The following is a 17159-nucleotide window of genomic DNA, read 5'->3' as shown; positions in this document are numbered from 1 at the left end:
CGGTTGAACAGTTCCACGGTGTTAGCCCTCAATACTTTCCAGCTGTACAACCTCGCTTTTATTTAATACTTCGTTCAGGTTAAGCATAATCAACAAGCGCGCATCCTCCAGCTTGGCTACACCGCGCAGGTATCTTGCTTTAACTCCACCAACCACTTCAGGCGGACTATCAATAGCGTCACGCTTGATGTCAATAACATCATTGGCAGAGTCAACGATAAAGCCAACTTGCATATCGTCCACACCTACAATGACAATACGAGTTTGATCGGTGTATTCTGTTTCTGGCAAAGAGAATCGACCACGTAGATCAATGACGGGAATAACAACACCACGTAAGTTAATAACTCCTTTTACAAAAGAGAAGGTCTTAGGTACACGGGTAATAGGCATCATACGCTCAATCGTCTGAACCTTGTCTACTTCAATACCGTACTCTTCGGAACCTAATTTAAAGACAATGACTTTCAACTCTTCTTCCATGGAAAAAACCTCCCTATTAAATGTAAGACTTATCTTGTGTGCTTATTTAATAAATGCATTAGGGTCAAGAATCAGAGCTACTTGACCATCTCCCAGAATCGTTGCACCAGAGATCCCTTCAATGGAAGGAAGATAAGTACCCATCGATTTAAGAACAATCTCACTCTGCCCAATAAATTCTTCAACGGCTACAGCTGCAAGACGTTCACCTTTGCGAATGACCACGATCTCAGTTTCTTGTTCGTTCGCATCATTGAAATCAGGCACTCCGAAAACTTCGCTCAATGACAGGTACGGAATTAGAGACTCACGGAACGTAATCATTTTATTGCCATGAATATTACGAACCTGTTCGCGTTGTACAATGGCTGTCTCTACAATGGAAGACAAAGGAACGGCGTATTTCTCGGATCCAAGTCGAACAAGCATCGCAGCGATAATGGACAGGGTCAATGGTAACTGAACAGAGAAGTTGGTGCCTTTACCCGGTGTCGAATGAATGGTTACATTACCACCAAGAGAAGTGATTTTGGATTTCACAACATCCAATCCTACTCCACGGCCGGAGATATCCGAGATTTTATCAGCGGTACTGAAGCCTGGTGCAAACAACAGCTGGTTCACTTCATCATCGCTCATCTTGGCACCTTGTTCTTCGGTAACAACCCCACGTTTGACCGCTGTTCTCAATAGGTTATCGCGGTAAATGCCTTTACCATCATCTTCGATTTCGATAAATACATGATTTCCGCTGTGGAAAGCCCGAAGATTAACTGTTCCCAATTCAGGTTTACCAGCTGCCACACGCTCTGCGATCGATTCAACACCATGGTCAACTGCATTACGCAGCAAATGCACCAGCGGATCGCCGATCTCATCAATTACCGTCCGATCAAGTTCCGTTTCGGCACCCGTAATGACCAGATCAATCTTTTTGTCGAGTGTTTTAGCCAGGTCACGAATCATACGCGGGAAACGGTTGAATACCGTATCCACAGGAACCATCCGCAATTTCAGTACAATATTTTGCAAATCTGTACTGACTCTGCTCAGATGAGCTACCGTATCTGATAAATCATTATTACCCGTCTCGCTGGCCAACTGCTCCAGTCGTGAACGATCGATCAGTAACTCGCTGAACAAGTTCATCAGTACATCCAAACGTTCTATATCCACACGGATGGTACGTGAAGGTGTAGCAGCTTGTTTTGGTGCAGCTGTTTTGGTGGCTACTGGTTTCTTTGGTTCTTCTTTCGATGAAGAACTCGGTTCCGATGATGCTTCTACTGGAGCAGGAACAGGTGCAGCTTCCACTTCAGCTGTTGCCGCTGCCTGATTGGTCATCTGCTGAAGAGTCTCTTGATCCAGCTGAATGACTTTGGCACTCTCAATTTCTGAGATGCTCATAATGCCTTTTTCAAGTTCCTGCGCCTCTTTGGTCGTTATGTAATACAACGAGAAACTGCGCTCAAACTTCTCTTGCTCAATATCCTGAACTGTTGGGAACGATTTAACAACCTCACCCGAGCGTTCTAATAGATCAAAGACCATATAAGCACGTACGCCCTTCAGCTGGCTCTGCTCGCTGACAAGAACTTCAACATAGAGCACACGGTGGCCTTCGGCTATGGACTGATCCAATACGGAGTACTGGAATTCGTCCAGTTCAACCGCACTTGGTGTTGCTGTACTTGGTGATTGGTTTACTGCGGCTACGGGAGCAGTACCTCCCGTCCATTCACCACTCTCAATGGCTTGGAGAGAAGCTACGATGGAGGAAACATCCGCTTTACCCTCTCCGCCTTCGGTAATATCCTGAACCATTGTTTCCAAAGCATCCAAACTCTTGAACAGGGTATCAAAAATGAAATCCTGCATTTTCAACTTTTCGTTGCGCACCAGATCCAGCACATTTTCCATTTTGTGCGTCAATGATGCCAAATCCTCAAAACCCATTGTAGCAGCCATACCCTTCAACGTATGAGCAGAGCGGAATATGACCTGAACAATTCCCAGATCCTCCGGACTGCCTTCGAGTTGAAGCATATTTTCGTTAAGGGACTGCAGATGATCATTAGACTCATCAATAAACATAGATAAATATTGATTCATGTCCATTGTGAGGCACCTCCTCCATGAGTTAACTCCGTTTATTTCACAGCTTGAACAAGTTTAGGCGCAATCTCCTGCAATGGCAGAAGATGACGCACGCATTGCAGCTCTACAGCAGAACGCGGCATACCATACACAACACAAGTTTCTTCATTCTCTGCAAAGGTTGAAGTGACACCCGCTTCATACAATTTTTTCATCATACGAGCGCCATCACTGCCCATCCCTGTCAGTAAAACCAGATGTCTTTGCAATGACGTGTACGGCAGCAGCGACTCAAACATTGTATCGACTGAAGGCCTGTGTCCATTGACTGGTTCTTCCTCTGTCAGCTTTATGGTGAACCTTCCATCTGCAGTTTTGTTGACTTTGACATGAAAGCCGCCAGGAGCAATATAGGCCGTTCCTTTTCGTAGAACCATGCCTTCCTCAGCTTCAACCACATGCAGTTCACTGAACGTATTCAATCGCTGGGCAAGGGATCGGGTAAAGTTGGGTGGCATATGCTGAACAATAATGACTGGAGCAGGTAAATCACCTGGCAGTTGTTCCAGCAAAGTTTTGAGGGCTCTCGGTCCCCCAGTTGAACAACCAATAGCCACAAGTTTGTTAAATGATCCTTCCGGTCCTCCTGCTCCCTTATGAGACGGAATTACCTTGGCAATATCTTTGGATGGTTCAGCTGAAGCTGCAGCTGTCTCCTGTTCTGCCAATCGAGAAGACAAACGGTTTTCCTTGGGAGATTGCGTTGGCTTGTTTGCCTTAGCTATTCTGTCAGTACTGGCATTCGAAGCTCGATTTGAATCTCGCAAAGGCTCCAACTTTTTGTCCAGACGTCCCGTATTCTGCTTCGTCAGTGGAACAGTAGGTTGCTTCGGTTTTGCTCGTAAGGATTCAGTTTGTCCACTGCCAAACCGCGCTTCTGGCTGGGCAGGTTCTATTTTTTTCTTCAAAGCACCTTCTCGGTCTTGTAAAGGAGGTGGATCAACCTGAACTCGCTGGGACTGTTGCAGCAGTTTGCTCTGTGCTTCATCCCGTTTCTTCATCGATGCTTCACGATCGGCTTTTCGCTTGATTTCATCCATAGCTGCTCGCATCCGCTCAACCAATGCTTTACCTACTTGGGCAATATCCTGATCATGCACAATCGATGGCTTACGAATGAAGTCAAACGCACCGGCCTCGAGCGCCATGATGGTCTCTTTCATGCCTTGTTCATTGATACCCGAGAGCATAATCACCGGGACGAAAGATTGCTTCATGATCGATTTTAATGCGTCCAATCCATTCATTTCAGGCATCTCAACGTCCATTGTGATGACATCGGGCTTCAAATCTATTGCTTTTTGAATAGCTTCCTTACCATTTGATGCTGTTGCCGTAACCTTAAACTCCGAATCTGCTTCAATTAAATCTGAAACAATTTTACGCATAAAAGCGGAATCATCGACAACCAATACTTGATACACCGCCATGTTGTTTCCACCCCTGTTTCCTTTATTCAGAAATCATGTTGTCCGCTTCAGCCACTTTTTCATAAATCCTCTGATTCCTGTCAAGGTTTCGGATCCCGGAGCAGCAGGTACAGCCAAATAGTGATGTGCGAGTTTCTCTATATCCCTGGAAGCTTTTGCATTCGGATATGCCAGACTGTATGGCACTTGCCTTTTAACTGCCTTTACAACCTGAGCATCTTCGGAAATATATCCAAGCAGCGGGATATCGATCTGTAAAAATCTCTTTGCCACTCCAGCTATTTTATCCGCCACCCGTTCCGCCTCTTGCTGGTCTTCAGCCCGGTTAACGATCATCCGAAAGGGTGTGGCATTTTCCTGGCCATGCATAACTTTAACTAAAGCATAAGCATCGGTTATTGAAGTCGGTTCAGGTGTGGTGATGATCAGACATTCATCGGCTGCACCGATGAATTTCATATTTTCTCTGGAAAGTCCTGCTCCTGTATCAAAAATGACATAGTCCATCTCCTGTGCAATCTCTTCAACTTGTCCAGCAAAAAACTCCAGATCTCGATCTGACAATGAGAACAATTCTTTCATCCCCGAACCTCCGGCGATATAAGGCAACCCGCTTGCACCAAGCTGTATGATTTCCTGTATGGATTTCTGTCGGTATAACAGATGGTACAGATTATAAGGAGAAGAGGCTCCCATTAGGACATCGATATTAGCCATCCCTATATCTGCATCAAACACCAATACCTTTTGCCCCATTGCCTGTAAGCTCAGTGCAAAGTTAAGTGTAAAGTTGGATTTACCAACCCCTCCCTTTCCACTGGCAACGGTTATGATTTTGGAGGAGCGTGAGTCACGTCCTCTTCCCTCCACTCCGTTAGGCATGGAGACCATACTTCTGAGTGAGGCTGCCTGGTCCTTCATCGTACAAGCTCTCCTAACAATTGTTTGGTCAGCGAATCCGCATCAGGCTTGAGTAGATCATCCGGTACATTTTGTCCGTTAGCCACATAAGCAAGTTTAAGTGGAAAACGATGCAGCAGGTTAAACATCGGGCCACAGCTTCCGGTCTCATCCATCTTCGTAAAAATGACCTTATCCAGCCCATATTTGCTGAAATGCTCCGTTATTTGAACCATATCGGCACTTTTGGAAGTCATGCTCAAAACCAAAAAAGTTTCACTATTTTCCACAGGCGCGAGTAGGCTTTGCAGTTCTGAAACAAGCAACTCATTTCTGTAGTTTCTTCCGGCTGTATCCATGAAGATTAGATCACATTCCTCAAGACGGGAGATTGCACGTTGTGTATCACCTGGGGACTGTACGACCTCTAGCGGGACATTTAAAATGGATGCGTACGTTCTAAGTTGTTCTACCGCTGAGATACGATAAGTATCCGAAGTGATGAACCCTACCTTTCGCTGATAGTTGAACATCTGTTCAGCAGCCAGTTTGGCAATGGTCGTTGTTTTACCAACGCCAGTTGGCCCAGCTACATATACAATGCGTGTAGTTGGCAAAATACCCACGTCGATACGTTTCTCCAAAAAATTTGATATTTCCAGTTGCACTGCCTGAACGGCTTCTGCTTCATCTAATTCTTTTTCAGAGAGCTTCGTCTGAACAACGTCAAACCAAGATTCCCATACTTCTGGCCAAATGTCTTGCTCCATTAACCTTTCTCGAAGAGCGTGGAACTCCTCTGGTAACGGATCTGCCGTTGCTCCTTGCTTAGACAACTTGGTCATCATCAGTTTGAGCTCCTGCAATTCAGACATCAGTTGGCCCTGCTGCGGATCGTTCGCCTGCTCCTGCTGCCCACTGGCAGATGTTAAACCCGAAAAATCCGCCCCTTGCGGTCGCGGTTTATGCTCGATACTCAAAGAAGATCTGCCGTTGCTCATGTCTGAACCGAGTTTACTCGATTCAGACACAGCTGTGGCATCCGTAGTTTTCTCTTGCACATTTTTTTCAGCGATACTGGCAGCCGCTTCGTCAGAAGCAACGACAAACGAACGAGCCGTTTGTCGATATGCCTCAGGTACAAATGCGCGAGGTACCGGTGTAAATTGGTTTTGCACTTGCTTTGTTGCCTGTTTTTTTTCTTCCTTATCCACTGCTGCTACAACTTCGATCCTTTTCTTACGGAACATCCCCAGCACACCGCCTACCTTGATTTCCTTGGTGGACAGAATGACGGCATCACTTCCCAGGTCTTTGCGAATTTGAAGCATAGCTTCGGGCATGGTCTCAACGACGTATTGTTTTACTCTCATAAGTTCACCACCCCGACACTTTGGATTTCAACATTCGGCTCCAACTCACTATAGGAAAGAACTGGTATATCCTGCATGGTGCGTTCAATCACCTGACGCAGATACATACGAATGGTTGGAGAAGTTAATACAACAGGCTGCTGGCCCGACTGGATCAATCGATTAACTTGTTCAGTCAACTTTTGATATACACTTTGTGTTGAAGCTGGATCTAATGCAAGGTAACTGCCTTGATCCGATTGCTGTACACTCTCAGCAATTTTCTTCTCTAGACCAGGTCCAACAGTTATTACTCTGAGCGTCTCCCCTTTTTGGGAGAATTGCTGGGTAATCTGACGAGATAGGGATTGTCTCACGTATTCCGTCAGCACATCCGGGTCTTTGGTATACGTTCCGAAGTCCGCCAGTGTCTCGAAGATTGTAACCATATCACGAATGGAAACTTTCTCACGCAACAACTTGGCGAGTACTTTCTGTACATCTCCGATGGACAGGACGGATGGGATGAGTTCATCCACCAGCGCAGCATAATTCTCTCTGAGATTATCCACAAGTGCTTTCGTTTCTTGTCTGCCAAGTAACTCATGCGCATGCTTCTTAATCAATTCAGTCAGATGTGTGGCTACTACTGAAGGAGGATCTACAACTGTATATCCTGCAAGTTCAGCTCTGTCTTTGTTTACTTCATCTATCCATAAGGCTGGAAGGCCAAAAGCTGGCTCTGTCGTTTCAATCCCTGTAACAGATTCTTCTTCATAACCCGGACTCATGGCCAGATAATGATTCAACAACAGTTCTCCGCCGCCAACAACATTACCCTTAATTTTGATGACATATTCATTCGGTCTTAATTGGATATTATCCCGAATCCGGATAACCGGAACGACTAACCCCAGTTCAAGAGCACATTGCCTACGAATCATAATGATCCGATCCAATAAGTCTCCGCCCTGCTGGTTGTCTGCCAGAGGAATCAAACCGTAACCAAATTCAAACTCAATAGGGTCAACCTGAAGAAGGTTGATTACACTCTCCGGACTTCTAACTTCTTCAATCTGCTGCTCCTCTTCCATTTGCTCCTCTGCCTCTTGCTTCTGATTCAGATTATTCTGCATCCTCCATCCAGCAAAAGCCAGCAAACCTGCAAGCGGCAACGTTGTAATAATATGAATCGGTGTGAAAAAACCGAGCATTGCTATTACAAAAGCTACAATATAAAGGAGCGTCGGGTATGTAAACAATTGTCCCGTAATGTCATCGGCCAAATTCCCTTCCGATGATGCTCTAGTTACAATAAGACCTGCTGCTGTAGATATCAGGAGTGCAGGAATCTGGCTGACCAGTCCATCCCCGATCGTTAACACAGAGTAGGTAGACAGTGATTCTGCAAAATCGAGACCATGAACCGTCATTCCGATGATAAATCCACCAATGAGATTAATCAGGAGAATAATGATGCTCGCAATAGCGTCTCCTTTTACAAATTTACTCGCTCCATCCATGGCGCCGTAGAAGTCAGCTTCGCGTTCAATTTTGGAACGACGTTCACGTGCTTGCTGCTCGTTGATCAGACCAGCATTCAAATCTGCGTCAATACTCATCTGTTTACCAGGCATCGCATCGAGGGTGAATCGTGCTGCGACTTCAGCTACACGCTCTGATCCCTTCGTAATAACGATAAATTGAACCACGACGAGAATCAGAAACACAATGAATCCAATTGCGATCTGTCCACCAGCTATCCAGCTACCAAAGGTAGCGACTACCGAACCTGCGTCTCCTTCTCCCAGAATCAGTTTCGTTGTCGATATATTGAGTGCTAATCGAAACAACGTCGTGATCAGCAACAATGCAGGAAAGATGGAAAATTGCAGTGCCTCTTTGCTGTTCATTGCAACAAGCAATATCATCAGTGCAATTGAGATATTGATGACAAGCAACATATCCAACAACCAGGTTGGGATCGGGAGAATCATCATCAACACGATGCCGATGATACCCGCAAGGACAGCTATATCTTTTGTTTTCAATGAATGTACGGCCTCCGATCCCTTGTTATTTCGTTCTGCCCTTTAATTTATATACATAAGCCAGCACTTCGGCTACCGCTTGAAACAAATCAGCCGGTATGGCGTCACCAATCTCGGCTCTCTGGAACAATGCCCGTGCCAGCGGCTTGTTTTCCATTGTAATGACACCGTGCTCTTTGGCAATTTCCTTAATACGCAAGGCGACGTAATCCTGACCTTTAGCTATAATCTGCGGCGCTTCCATCTCCGAGCCTTCATACTTAAGCGCAACGGCAAAGTGAGTCGGGTTGGTGATAATCACATCCGCTTTGGGAACTTCCTGCATCATACGCTGAACAGCCATACGACGCTGACGCTCCCTGATTTTCCCCTTGATCAGTGGGTCACCTTCCATTTTTTTGTATTCGTCCTTGATGTCTTGCTTGGACATCCGAATGTTTTTCTCATAATCATACTTCTGATACATGTAATCGAATACTGCAAGTACCAGGAGTGCTACGGCAATTTTAATTCCCAAGTTTAAGGTAATCGAAGCAGCAAAATGAAGAATAGCATCCAGTGAAAAATGTGATAGTGAAGCAATATCTGATTGGTAACTTGTGATTGTACTGTAAACGAGAAAACCGATAATTGACATTTTTAGAATCGATTTAGCGAATTCCACCAAAGAGCGGAGAGAAAAAATATTTTTGAACCCTTTGATCGGATCCAACTTCTCAAGTTTTGGCTTCAAACCTTCCCCTACAAGAAGAAAACCAACCTGCATGTAATTAACGATTAACGCAACAAGTACCGCACCTAGCAAAGCAGGAGCAAGCAACAGCATTATCTCGATACCATATCGCATCATCAGAGCGACAACATTCTCCCCCGTGATCTCCATACTGAGTCGATTTATGAAGATGTCCGTAAACAGTCGAACTATTCGTTCTTTATAAAAGTTACTGAACATCATCATGATCAAAAACGTGAATAGGAGAATGGATGCGCCGGACAGCTCCATACTTTTGACAACCTGTCCTTTTTTTCGCGTATCCTGTCTTTTTTTCGGGGTAGCCTTCTCTGTTTTTTCCCCCGCAAACATCTGGAGGTCGAGTTGATATTTCATTCGAATCTTGTCCTCCGTTTCACTCAGCCCGGCCTCTGTCCAATGGTCCCAAGCAAGTTTTCCATGGATCTGAACATTACTTCGAACAATTGACTAAACACAAAGGCAAAACTGGGAACCAGCAAAAGCAAAATAGCAAGCCCTACGAGTACTTTCAGTGGCATTCCGACGGCAAATACGTTAAATTGAGGAGCCGTCTTCGCCAAGAATCCCAATCCTACATCTGTCAAAAACAGAGCAACTACAATCGGCGCAGACATCTGAAAAGCCAACATAAATGATTGACCTAAGGTACGCACCAAAAATTCAGCAATACTTCCATCTGCCAATCGTAGAAAGAATACATTCGACAACGGAATCCAGCGATAACTGTATACAATGGCATCGAGCAGATAATGATGTCCGTTCATTGTCAGAAAGAGCAATACCGCAAAAGCATATTTGAAGTTACCTGTAAGTGGTGCAGAAGCGCCTGTCATTGGATCATATACGTTGGCCATACCAAAACCAATCTGAAGATCAATAAAGGTTCCTGCGGTCTGTATAGCCGTCATTAACAGATAAGCAACAAAGCCTAAGAGCAAGCCAATCAATATCTCTCGGATAACCAGCAGGATATAACTCAGATCTGTAGGTACAACCTGGTCTATGCCGTATACCATATACACCGTAAAGGTTACGAATGCCGATAAACCAATTTTAAGAGAATTCGGCACATTCCGAGCCGAGAAGACCGGCGCAGTTACAAAAAATGATGCTATTCGACAAAACATAAGCAGAGCGACAGGAAAACTTTGCAACAATGTCTCCATCTGCAACAGCCTACCCTATGTATCTGTATAAATTATCGAGAATGTTATACGTGAAATCGACCAGTATATTCAATATCCAAGGACCAAACAAAAGTACTGCCAGAAGTACAGCAATGATTTTAGGCACAAAGGCCAGGGTTTGCTCCTGAATTTGAGTGGTTGCCTGAAACACACTGATAATGAGTCCTACAACCAGAGCTAGAATAAGCATGGGTGCGCTGGCCAGCAGTGAAGTATAGACCGCTTTCCCGGCCAGACCGATAATAAACTCCGAAGTCATGACCGTCCTCCTTTAATATGCCGGCTCAAGTGTTAAAACTCAGCAACAGTGACTTCACGACCAGATACCAGCCATCGACAAGTACAAATAACAGTATTTTGAACGGTAATGAGATCATGACAGGTGGAAGCATCATCATCCCCATAGCCATGAGTGTACTCGCAACTACAATGTCTATAACCAAGAATGGAATAAAGATCATGAATCCCATCTGGAATGCTGTCTTCAACTCACTGATTGCATATGCCGGTACCATCACAGTAATCGGAATATCCTGGTATGTGCTTGGCTTTTCGGTTTGATTGTACTTCATAAACAGCAATAGGTCTTTCTCCCTAGTGTGAGAGAACATAAACTTCTTCATGGGATCCGCAGCTTTTTCCAACGCTTCGGTTTGTGTGATGTCTCCCTTGAGATAGGGCTGAAGCGCTACCTGATTGATGGACGACAACGTCGGTGACATGATGAAAAGTGTCAGAAAAAGTGCTAAACCGACCAGCACCTGATTGGGTGGCATTTGCTGCGTACCCAAGGATGTCCGCACAAAACCGAGAACGATAACAATCCGTGTAAAACTGGTCATCAGTACCAGCAAGGCTGGTGCGATACTAAGTACTGTGATCAACAGGATAATGGACAGTGAACTCGTACTTGGTGTACCCCCATCCCCGTTACCAATTTGAATATCAATATTCGGAATCGGTTCGGCAAAGGCAACAGTGACCGAGGCCAGACTGATGAGTCCTATGAAAAAACACGCCAACCAAATCTTTTTCTTCATGAATCCCTCGACCGATCTGTAGTATTGTCTTCTTCCAGGACCTTCTCCATCTTCTCTTTACGGTTAGGCATCTGCCGAAGTTTAGATTCAAACAGTTCGTGAAAAGAGGTTGTATCCTCGAGTTCCATTTCCCGTGGCGGTTCATCTTTGCGCAAGCGGGCTGCCAGCTTTGCAATGAGAGGCGAAAGGCTTCCCTGTTGAGCTGAAGCATCCCGTTCAAATGAATCAATGATTCGCTGTGCCTCTTCAAGATCCGAAACCTTATCCACCAGCTGTATGTCATCACCCACACCGAGTAGATAAACACTACCGCCAATTTCTATAATTTGCAGCGACTTGTTTGGTCCCAGTCCGACCCCACCCAAAATACGAATTGTGCCGTTCCGGAACCATCGCTGATTCCGTTTGTTCAGAAAACGAATCAGATAGACTATAAGAACCAGAATGACGGCCAGGACAACAATCACCCATACAAGCTGAAAATAATAATTGACTCCCGTGCCCACATCATCTGGAATCTTATCCTGAGCCATCATCATGTCTCTTAAACGCCCAGCGTTTTGCTGATTGCTTCGATAACGCGGTCAGATTGGAACGGTTTCACGATGAAATCTTTAGCTCCAGCTTGGATTGCATCAATAACCATCGCTTGTTGACCCATCGCAGAGCACATAATCACTTTTGCGTTAGCATCAATTTTTTTGATTTCTTTCAAAGCTGCAATACCATCCATCTCAGGCATGGTAATATCCATTGTAATCAGATCAGGACGAAGCTCCTTAAACTTCTCAATTGCTTGTGATCCATCCTGTGCTTCGCCAACGACCTCGTATCCGTTTTTGGACAAAATGTCCCGGATCATCATTCTCATAAATGCAGCGTCGTCCACGACTAAAATTCGGTTTGCCATCTTGATTCAAGTCCTCCCTAAATTGTGCTTATTGTAATTTCTGAATTCGGTCCCATTGGCTTACGATATCTATAACACGAACACCAAAGTTTTCGTCGATTACGACAACCTCACCTTTGGCAATTAACTTGTTATTCACCAAAATATCGACAGGTTCACCGGCCAGCTTGTCCAGCTCGACAATTGAACCTTGTGACAGTTCTAAAATATCCTTAATTTGCTTCTGGGTCCTTCCTAATTCTACGGTGACTTTAAGGGGAATGTCCATCAATAAATTCAAATTGTTTTCGTCTACCTGGCCGAACGCCCCATTTTGCAAATTGGCGAATTGAACCGGTTGTACGTTTACATTCCTATTCGGCACACCGCCGTAATGCTGCGGTACACCATAAGGTTGCTGCGGAGGCATGCCATACGGCTGCTGTGGCGGCATTCCTTGCGGCATCCCCATTGGAGCCTGTCCATAGCCATTATAATCTTGAACAGGCGGCTGTTGTGCCTGTGACGGTGCCTGTTGCTGAACCGGAGGTTGCTCAGGGGCAACCGGTACTGCTGCTGGTACTGGCTCTGGAGTAGACGCAACTGGTGCACTAGCAGTAGACTCTTGAGCCCCTCCAATCAACATCTCTACCATTTCTTTGGCAAAATGCACTGGAAGCAGCTGCATGAGATTGGAATCAATCAGGTCGCCAATCAACAGACGGAATGATACCTGGATCAACGTCTCATCTTCTGGAAGATTGCTGACTCCCTCACCACTTTCCATATTGAGAATATCAATTCCCGGAGGAGAAATATTCACGAAACGGTTAAAGATTGTGGACATGGAAGTAGCAGACGAACCCATCATCTGATTCATTGCTTCCTGTACTGCACTGATATGGATTTCATTTAGTTCTTCATCAACCGGATTTCCTTCGCCGCCAAGCATCAGATCGGCTATGACTTGAGCATCCCGTTTTTTGATGACTAGCGAGTTGATCCCTTCAAATCCATCCACATAATTCACATGTACTGCAACGTGAGGCTTAGGAAAGGCTTCATCAAACTGTGTCCGACTGATGATGGACACCTTAGGTGTTGTAATATCTACTTTTAGGCCCAAGAGCGTGGACAAAGCTGTAGCCGCACTACCAAATGTAATGTTACCAATCTCCCCCAAGGCATCCTGTTCCAGCTCGGTCAAAAAATCATCAACTGTTTTCTCAGCCGGTTCCGAACTATTCATCGATTCCGATTGTCTGAGCAAAGCATCGATTTCTTCTTGGGATAAATAATCCTTACTCGTCAAATTCTTCAACTCCTTCGGTGACAATCTTGTCTATTTGCACAGCCACACGATCCTTGATCGTTCCCGGGCTACCCATATACTTCAGCCTGTCTCCAACTTTAATGGACAGTCCCTCATCAACGGGTTTGTTCAACGTAATGACATCGCCAACAGACAGACCCAAAAATTCAGCAATCGAAATTCTGGATTCTCCCAACTCCGCAACAACGGGTAATTTGGCTTTGTTCACACGCTCTTTGAGAGCATCATATTCTTCCGGAGCTCTCGTCTTTTTCTCCGAAACAAACCACTGATGAGTCGACAACCGAGACATAATAGGTTCAAGAACGACATGCGGGATACACAAATTGATCATGCCTGTGGTGTCACCGATTTTGGTACTCAGTGAGATCAAAGCAATGGTCTCATTGGGAGATACAATCTGCATAAATTGCGGATTGGTCTCCAGCGCTTCCATCCTTGGAGAAATATCCAGCACCGTCTTCCATGCTTCCTGCAAACTCTCAAACGCACGGCTGAAAATCCGCTCCATAATCGTCGTCTCAATTTCCGTCATCGATGCGATCTTTGTCGGTGCATTTCCTGTTCCGCCAAGCAGACGATCCAGCATTGCATAACCCACGTTGGGATGAACCTCCATCACCATCCGTCCCTGTAATGGCTCCGCCTCAAATATGTTCAATATCGTCATCTTCGGAATAGAACGGATAAACTCGTCATAAGGCAACTGTTCAACCTGAACGACATTGATCTGAACGAACGTCCGCAGTTGGGCTGAAAAATAAGTGGTGAGAAAGCGTGCAAAGTTTTCGTGAATACGGGTCAAGCTTCGAATATGATCTTTAGAAAAACGAACTGCCCGCTTAAAATCGTACGATCTAATTTTCTTTTGAGTTTCTTCCTTTTTCAATTCCTCGGCATCCATCTCACCAGAGGAAAGGGCAGCTAATAGGGCGTCAATCTCATTTTGTGATAATACATCCACCATGTTCTCACCCCCTTACAGATTTACAGCGTGTCCTGTTCATTACATTGGCGCCATCACAAAAGCAGAAAAACTAGTGCTGGCCAGCTTACCTTCTGGCAAAGCTTCATTAATAAGCTCGGTCAATTTTTTATTAAATTGAATGCGACCTTTCGCTGTTGCCAGCTCATCCGACTTGGTATCCGCAAAAGTCTGGATGATAATAGGCTTCACTGTAATTTCCTTGATTTTCTCAAAATCTTCTTTAGCCTTTTTGTCGGACAATTTGAAAGAAAAACTTACAACTACAACATGGTCTATATCAGCCAAATTGGTTTTAATTTCTCCAAGCTCTGAGGAAACTGCAACAATCTCATCCGCAGTCATCTTCTTCTCTGCAGCAGCGGCTGCCGTATGTGTATCATTCTTATTTCCGTTCTGTCCTGTCATAAATACAAACACAACCACCACAATCAGTGTTATAGCTAGCAAGCTTGTTGCAAGCCATGGCAACATCTTTTTCATCAGGACTCCTCCGTTTGCTGCACTTTAATAGTGGCTGCCTGAACCCCGATTTCACGGTTGTAATCTTTAATTTTGGAAATAACCTCATCGGCCTTCTCAAGCACAATAAGTCTCTTTCCGGTTACCAGAGTAATATACGTGTCTGGTGTCTCTTCCACAATTTCAACCATCAGCGCATTTAACCACATGGGAGAACCATTTAACCGCGTAACCGAAATCATGCTAAGCCCCCTCGATCAGAGTGGAGGAGCAAGCCCCCCCACGCATTAAAAATTGCTAATCAGTTATTAACGTTTCAGGTTAACAACTTCCTGAAGCACTTCATCGGACGTTGTAATAATACGTGAGTTCGCCTGGAATCCACGTTGAGCCACGATCATCTCTGTGAATTCACCTGTTAGATCCACGTTGGACATTTCAAGTTGTCCTGCAATAACGGAGCCTGTACCAAATTCAGTACTATTTGCAGTGACAATTTCGAATTCCCCGTCAGCATTGGCATTTGCAGTAATACGATACAAGTTACCACCGATTTTTTCTAGACCTTCTGGATTTGTTACTTTCCCTATGCCCAGTTGTGCTCCAGCTTCAGTTGTTCCATCATCCATCGTCTGGTTGATAATTCCATCTTGACCAATAGTGAAAGAAACTACTGCTTCATCCAAAGTGATAGGTTCTCCACCACTATCAACAACGAACAGACCATCGGATGTCACGAGGTTACGGTTAGCATCCACATGGAAATCTCCTGCACGGGTCAAAAAAGGAACTTCTTGTTCCCCGCCTAGGGTCACCAGGAAGAAACCATCACCATTTAGACGCAGGTCAGTTGGATTATTAGTTGTCATTGGGCTGCCCGCAAGATGCAGCGTATCAATCGATCCTACCGATACACCCAAACCAATCTGCTTTGCATTTACACCACCGTTATCATCTCCAGGCGCTGTTACCCCCGCCGTTGTTTGGCTCATAATATCTTTGAACATAACACGGCTACCTTTAAAACCAACCGTGTTCACGTTCGCAATATTATTACCGATAACATCAAGTTTCGTTTGAAAACCCCGCATCCCGGAAACGCCTGAGTACATTGATTTCAACATTTTTTAAAAATCCTCCCAGCCTTAATTTGGTTACCGCGTCAGTCGGTCAGCGGCATTCCGGCTCCCGAGAAGGGCCAGCCGGTCAAGAAATGATTACAGCACTGTCAATCTGGGTGAATACATTATCCTTCATGCTTTCACTATCCATGGCTGTAACGACAGTACGATTTTTGACATTAACGATAAAAGCCATATCTTTCATCAAAATCAAGGATTCCTTGGCTCCTTTGGCAGCAGCCTTATCCAGTGCAGTTCCAATCTGCTGCATCTGCTCAGTCTTGAGTTCAATACCGCGCTGTTCCAACCTTTTGGCAGCATGATTACTCAATTTCAGGAGGTTGTCTTCCAATACCTGTGCAAAAGGGCGTTCAGGTACATTAGACGTTTCTCCTGCTTTGGAGCGATTATGCAAATTCGGTGTAATTGGACCTGTATACAGTTGGCCTACTGTTATCCGATCACTCATAACGTGTTTCCGTTATCTTCAGGCTGTGCTGATGGTTCTTGTTCATTGGTTTCGTTCGTTTCAGCTGAATCTTCAGCGTTCTGAACAGGATTTTCATTTTCCTCAGCCTGTGTTGGATTGGTTACCTGAATAATTTCATCCAGCTTAATTTCGTCTTTGCCCACTTTTGCGTACTGAACACCATCTCGTACGATAATAGAATCCACAATACCTTGACGGAGTGTTCCGTTATCCTCTTTATTAGAAGAAAGCCAACTGATCTCGCGGCCAATCATGCCAGACACTGTCCCAAGAGACTGATTCAAAGTCTTGAGCTGAGACGAGATATTCACCAGTTGTTCTACCGAACTGAACTGAGCCATCTGAGCGATAAATTCCTTATCTTCCATTGGCTGCATCGGATCCTGATTTTGTAGCTGAGTGATCAATATTTTAAGAAACTGATCCTTGCCCAGCTCTTTTGTTGCAGCGCTTGTTGTAGCTTTATTCGCTGCCGAATAGTTAGGCCAGGTATTATTGGTAGAAATCGCTTCATTAGCCATATTT

General features: G+C 44.9%; 19 protein-coding genes. All 19 read right to left on the bottom strand.

Features of this window, described 5'->3' with window-relative positions:
• Positions 1-21 precede the first annotated feature (21 nt).
• Complete coding sequence (locus BLV50_RS01530; RefSeq protein WP_063566392.1) at positions 22-483, bottom strand: chemotaxis protein CheW; 462 nt, start codon at positions 481-483, stop codon at positions 22-24.
• A 42-nt stretch (positions 484-525) separates the two neighbouring features.
• On the bottom strand, positions 526-2601 hold the full coding sequence (locus BLV50_RS01525; RefSeq protein WP_063566393.1) for a chemotaxis protein CheA: 2076 nt from the start codon (positions 2599-2601) through the stop codon (positions 526-528).
• 32 nt (positions 2602-2633) lie between these two features.
• The gene (locus tag BLV50_RS01520; RefSeq protein WP_090805415.1) at positions 2634-4070 is read right to left on the bottom strand and encodes a protein-glutamate methylesterase/protein-glutamine glutaminase; all 1437 of its coding nucleotides are present in this window, start codon (positions 4068-4070) and stop codon (positions 2634-2636) included.
• 33 nt (positions 4071-4103) lie between these two features.
• Positions 4104-4991, bottom strand: a complete 888-nt coding sequence (locus BLV50_RS01515) for a MinD/ParA family protein (protein WP_090805413.1) — start codon at positions 4989-4991, stop codon at positions 4104-4106.
• On the bottom strand, positions 4988-6343 hold the full coding sequence (gene flhF / locus BLV50_RS01510; protein WP_090805410.1) for a flagellar biosynthesis GTPase FlhF: 1356 nt from the start codon (positions 6341-6343) through the stop codon (positions 4988-4990). The genes BLV50_RS01515 and flhF overlap by 4 nt, the downstream gene beginning before the upstream one ends.
• The gene (gene flhA, locus BLV50_RS01505; protein ID WP_090805407.1) at positions 6340-8373 is read right to left on the bottom strand and encodes a flagellar biosynthesis protein FlhA; all 2034 of its coding nucleotides are present in this window, start codon (positions 8371-8373) and stop codon (positions 6340-6342) included. Before flhA ends, flhF begins: the two co-directional genes overlap by 4 nt.
• Positions 8374-8398: 25 nt before the next feature.
• On the bottom strand, positions 8399-9481 hold the full coding sequence (gene flhB / locus BLV50_RS01500; protein WP_063566398.1) for a flagellar biosynthesis protein FlhB: 1083 nt from the start codon (positions 9479-9481) through the stop codon (positions 8399-8401).
• Between the two features lie 23 nt (positions 9482-9504).
• Entirely contained in the window at positions 9505-10293 is a 789-nt protein-coding gene (gene fliR / locus BLV50_RS01495; protein ID WP_063566399.1) for a flagellar biosynthetic protein FliR, read from the bottom strand.
• A 10-nt stretch (positions 10294-10303) separates the two neighbouring features.
• A complete protein-coding gene (gene fliQ / locus BLV50_RS01490) occupies positions 10304-10573 on the bottom strand; it encodes a flagellar biosynthesis protein FliQ (protein WP_024630226.1) in 270 nt (89 codons plus the stop codon).
• A 25-nt stretch (positions 10574-10598) separates the two neighbouring features.
• Positions 10599-11354 carry a flagellar type III secretion system pore protein FliP gene (fliP, locus tag BLV50_RS01485; RefSeq protein ID WP_063566400.1) on the bottom strand — a complete coding sequence of 252 codons (756 nt, stop codon included), beginning with the start codon at positions 11352-11354 and terminating at the stop codon, positions 10599-10601.
• Positions 11351-11890: a flagellar biosynthetic protein FliO gene (locus BLV50_RS01480; protein WP_371121409.1), complete on the bottom strand. Its 540-nt coding sequence runs from the start codon at positions 11888-11890 to the stop codon at positions 11351-11353. Before BLV50_RS01480 ends, fliP begins: the two co-directional genes overlap by 4 nt.
• Positions 11891-11898: 8 nt before the next feature.
• Entirely contained in the window at positions 11899-12264 is a 366-nt protein-coding gene (locus BLV50_RS01475) for a response regulator (protein ID WP_017689175.1), read from the bottom strand.
• Positions 12265-12292: 28 nt separating this feature from the next.
• Complete coding sequence (gene fliY, locus BLV50_RS01470) at positions 12293-13555, bottom strand: flagellar motor switch phosphatase FliY (protein ID WP_072732403.1); 1263 nt, start codon at positions 13553-13555, stop codon at positions 12293-12295.
• Complete coding sequence (gene fliM, locus BLV50_RS01465; RefSeq protein ID WP_024630222.1) at positions 13545-14543, bottom strand: flagellar motor switch protein FliM; 999 nt, start codon at positions 14541-14543, stop codon at positions 13545-13547. Before fliM ends, fliY begins: the two co-directional genes overlap by 11 nt.
• Before the next feature lie 39 nt (positions 14544-14582).
• Positions 14583-15044: a flagellar basal body-associated FliL family protein gene (locus BLV50_RS01460; RefSeq protein ID WP_090805404.1), complete on the bottom strand. Its 462-nt coding sequence runs from the start codon at positions 15042-15044 to the stop codon at positions 14583-14585.
• Positions 15044-15265 (bottom strand): flagellar FlbD family protein, encoded by a 222-nt coding sequence (locus BLV50_RS01455; protein ID WP_024630220.1) that lies wholly within the window; start codon positions 15263-15265, stop codon positions 15044-15046. Before BLV50_RS01455 ends, BLV50_RS01460 begins: the two co-directional genes overlap by 1 nt.
• A gap of 66 nt (positions 15266-15331) precedes the next feature.
• Positions 15332-16147 (bottom strand): flagellar basal body rod protein FlgG, encoded by an 816-nt coding sequence (gene flgG, locus BLV50_RS01450; protein WP_072732401.1) that lies wholly within the window; start codon positions 16145-16147, stop codon positions 15332-15334.
• Positions 16148-16229: 82 nt separating this feature from the next.
• Positions 16230-16613, bottom strand: coding sequence for a TIGR02530 family flagellar biosynthesis protein (locus BLV50_RS01445; protein ID WP_063566405.1), 384 nt, complete (start codon positions 16611-16613; stop codon positions 16230-16232).
• The gene (locus BLV50_RS01440) at positions 16610-17155 is read right to left on the bottom strand and encodes a flagellar hook capping FlgD N-terminal domain-containing protein (protein ID WP_063566406.1); all 546 of its coding nucleotides are present in this window, start codon (positions 17153-17155) and stop codon (positions 16610-16612) included. The genes BLV50_RS01445 and BLV50_RS01440 overlap by 4 nt, the downstream gene beginning before the upstream one ends.
• Positions 17156-17159: the final 4 nt, after the last annotated feature.

This window comes from Paenibacillus sp. 276b (genome assembly GCF_900107875.1).
Lineage (GTDB): Bacteria > Bacillota > Bacilli > Paenibacillales > Paenibacillaceae > Paenibacillus > Paenibacillus marchantiae.
This window is presented reverse-complemented; position numbering and strand designations above follow the sequence as displayed.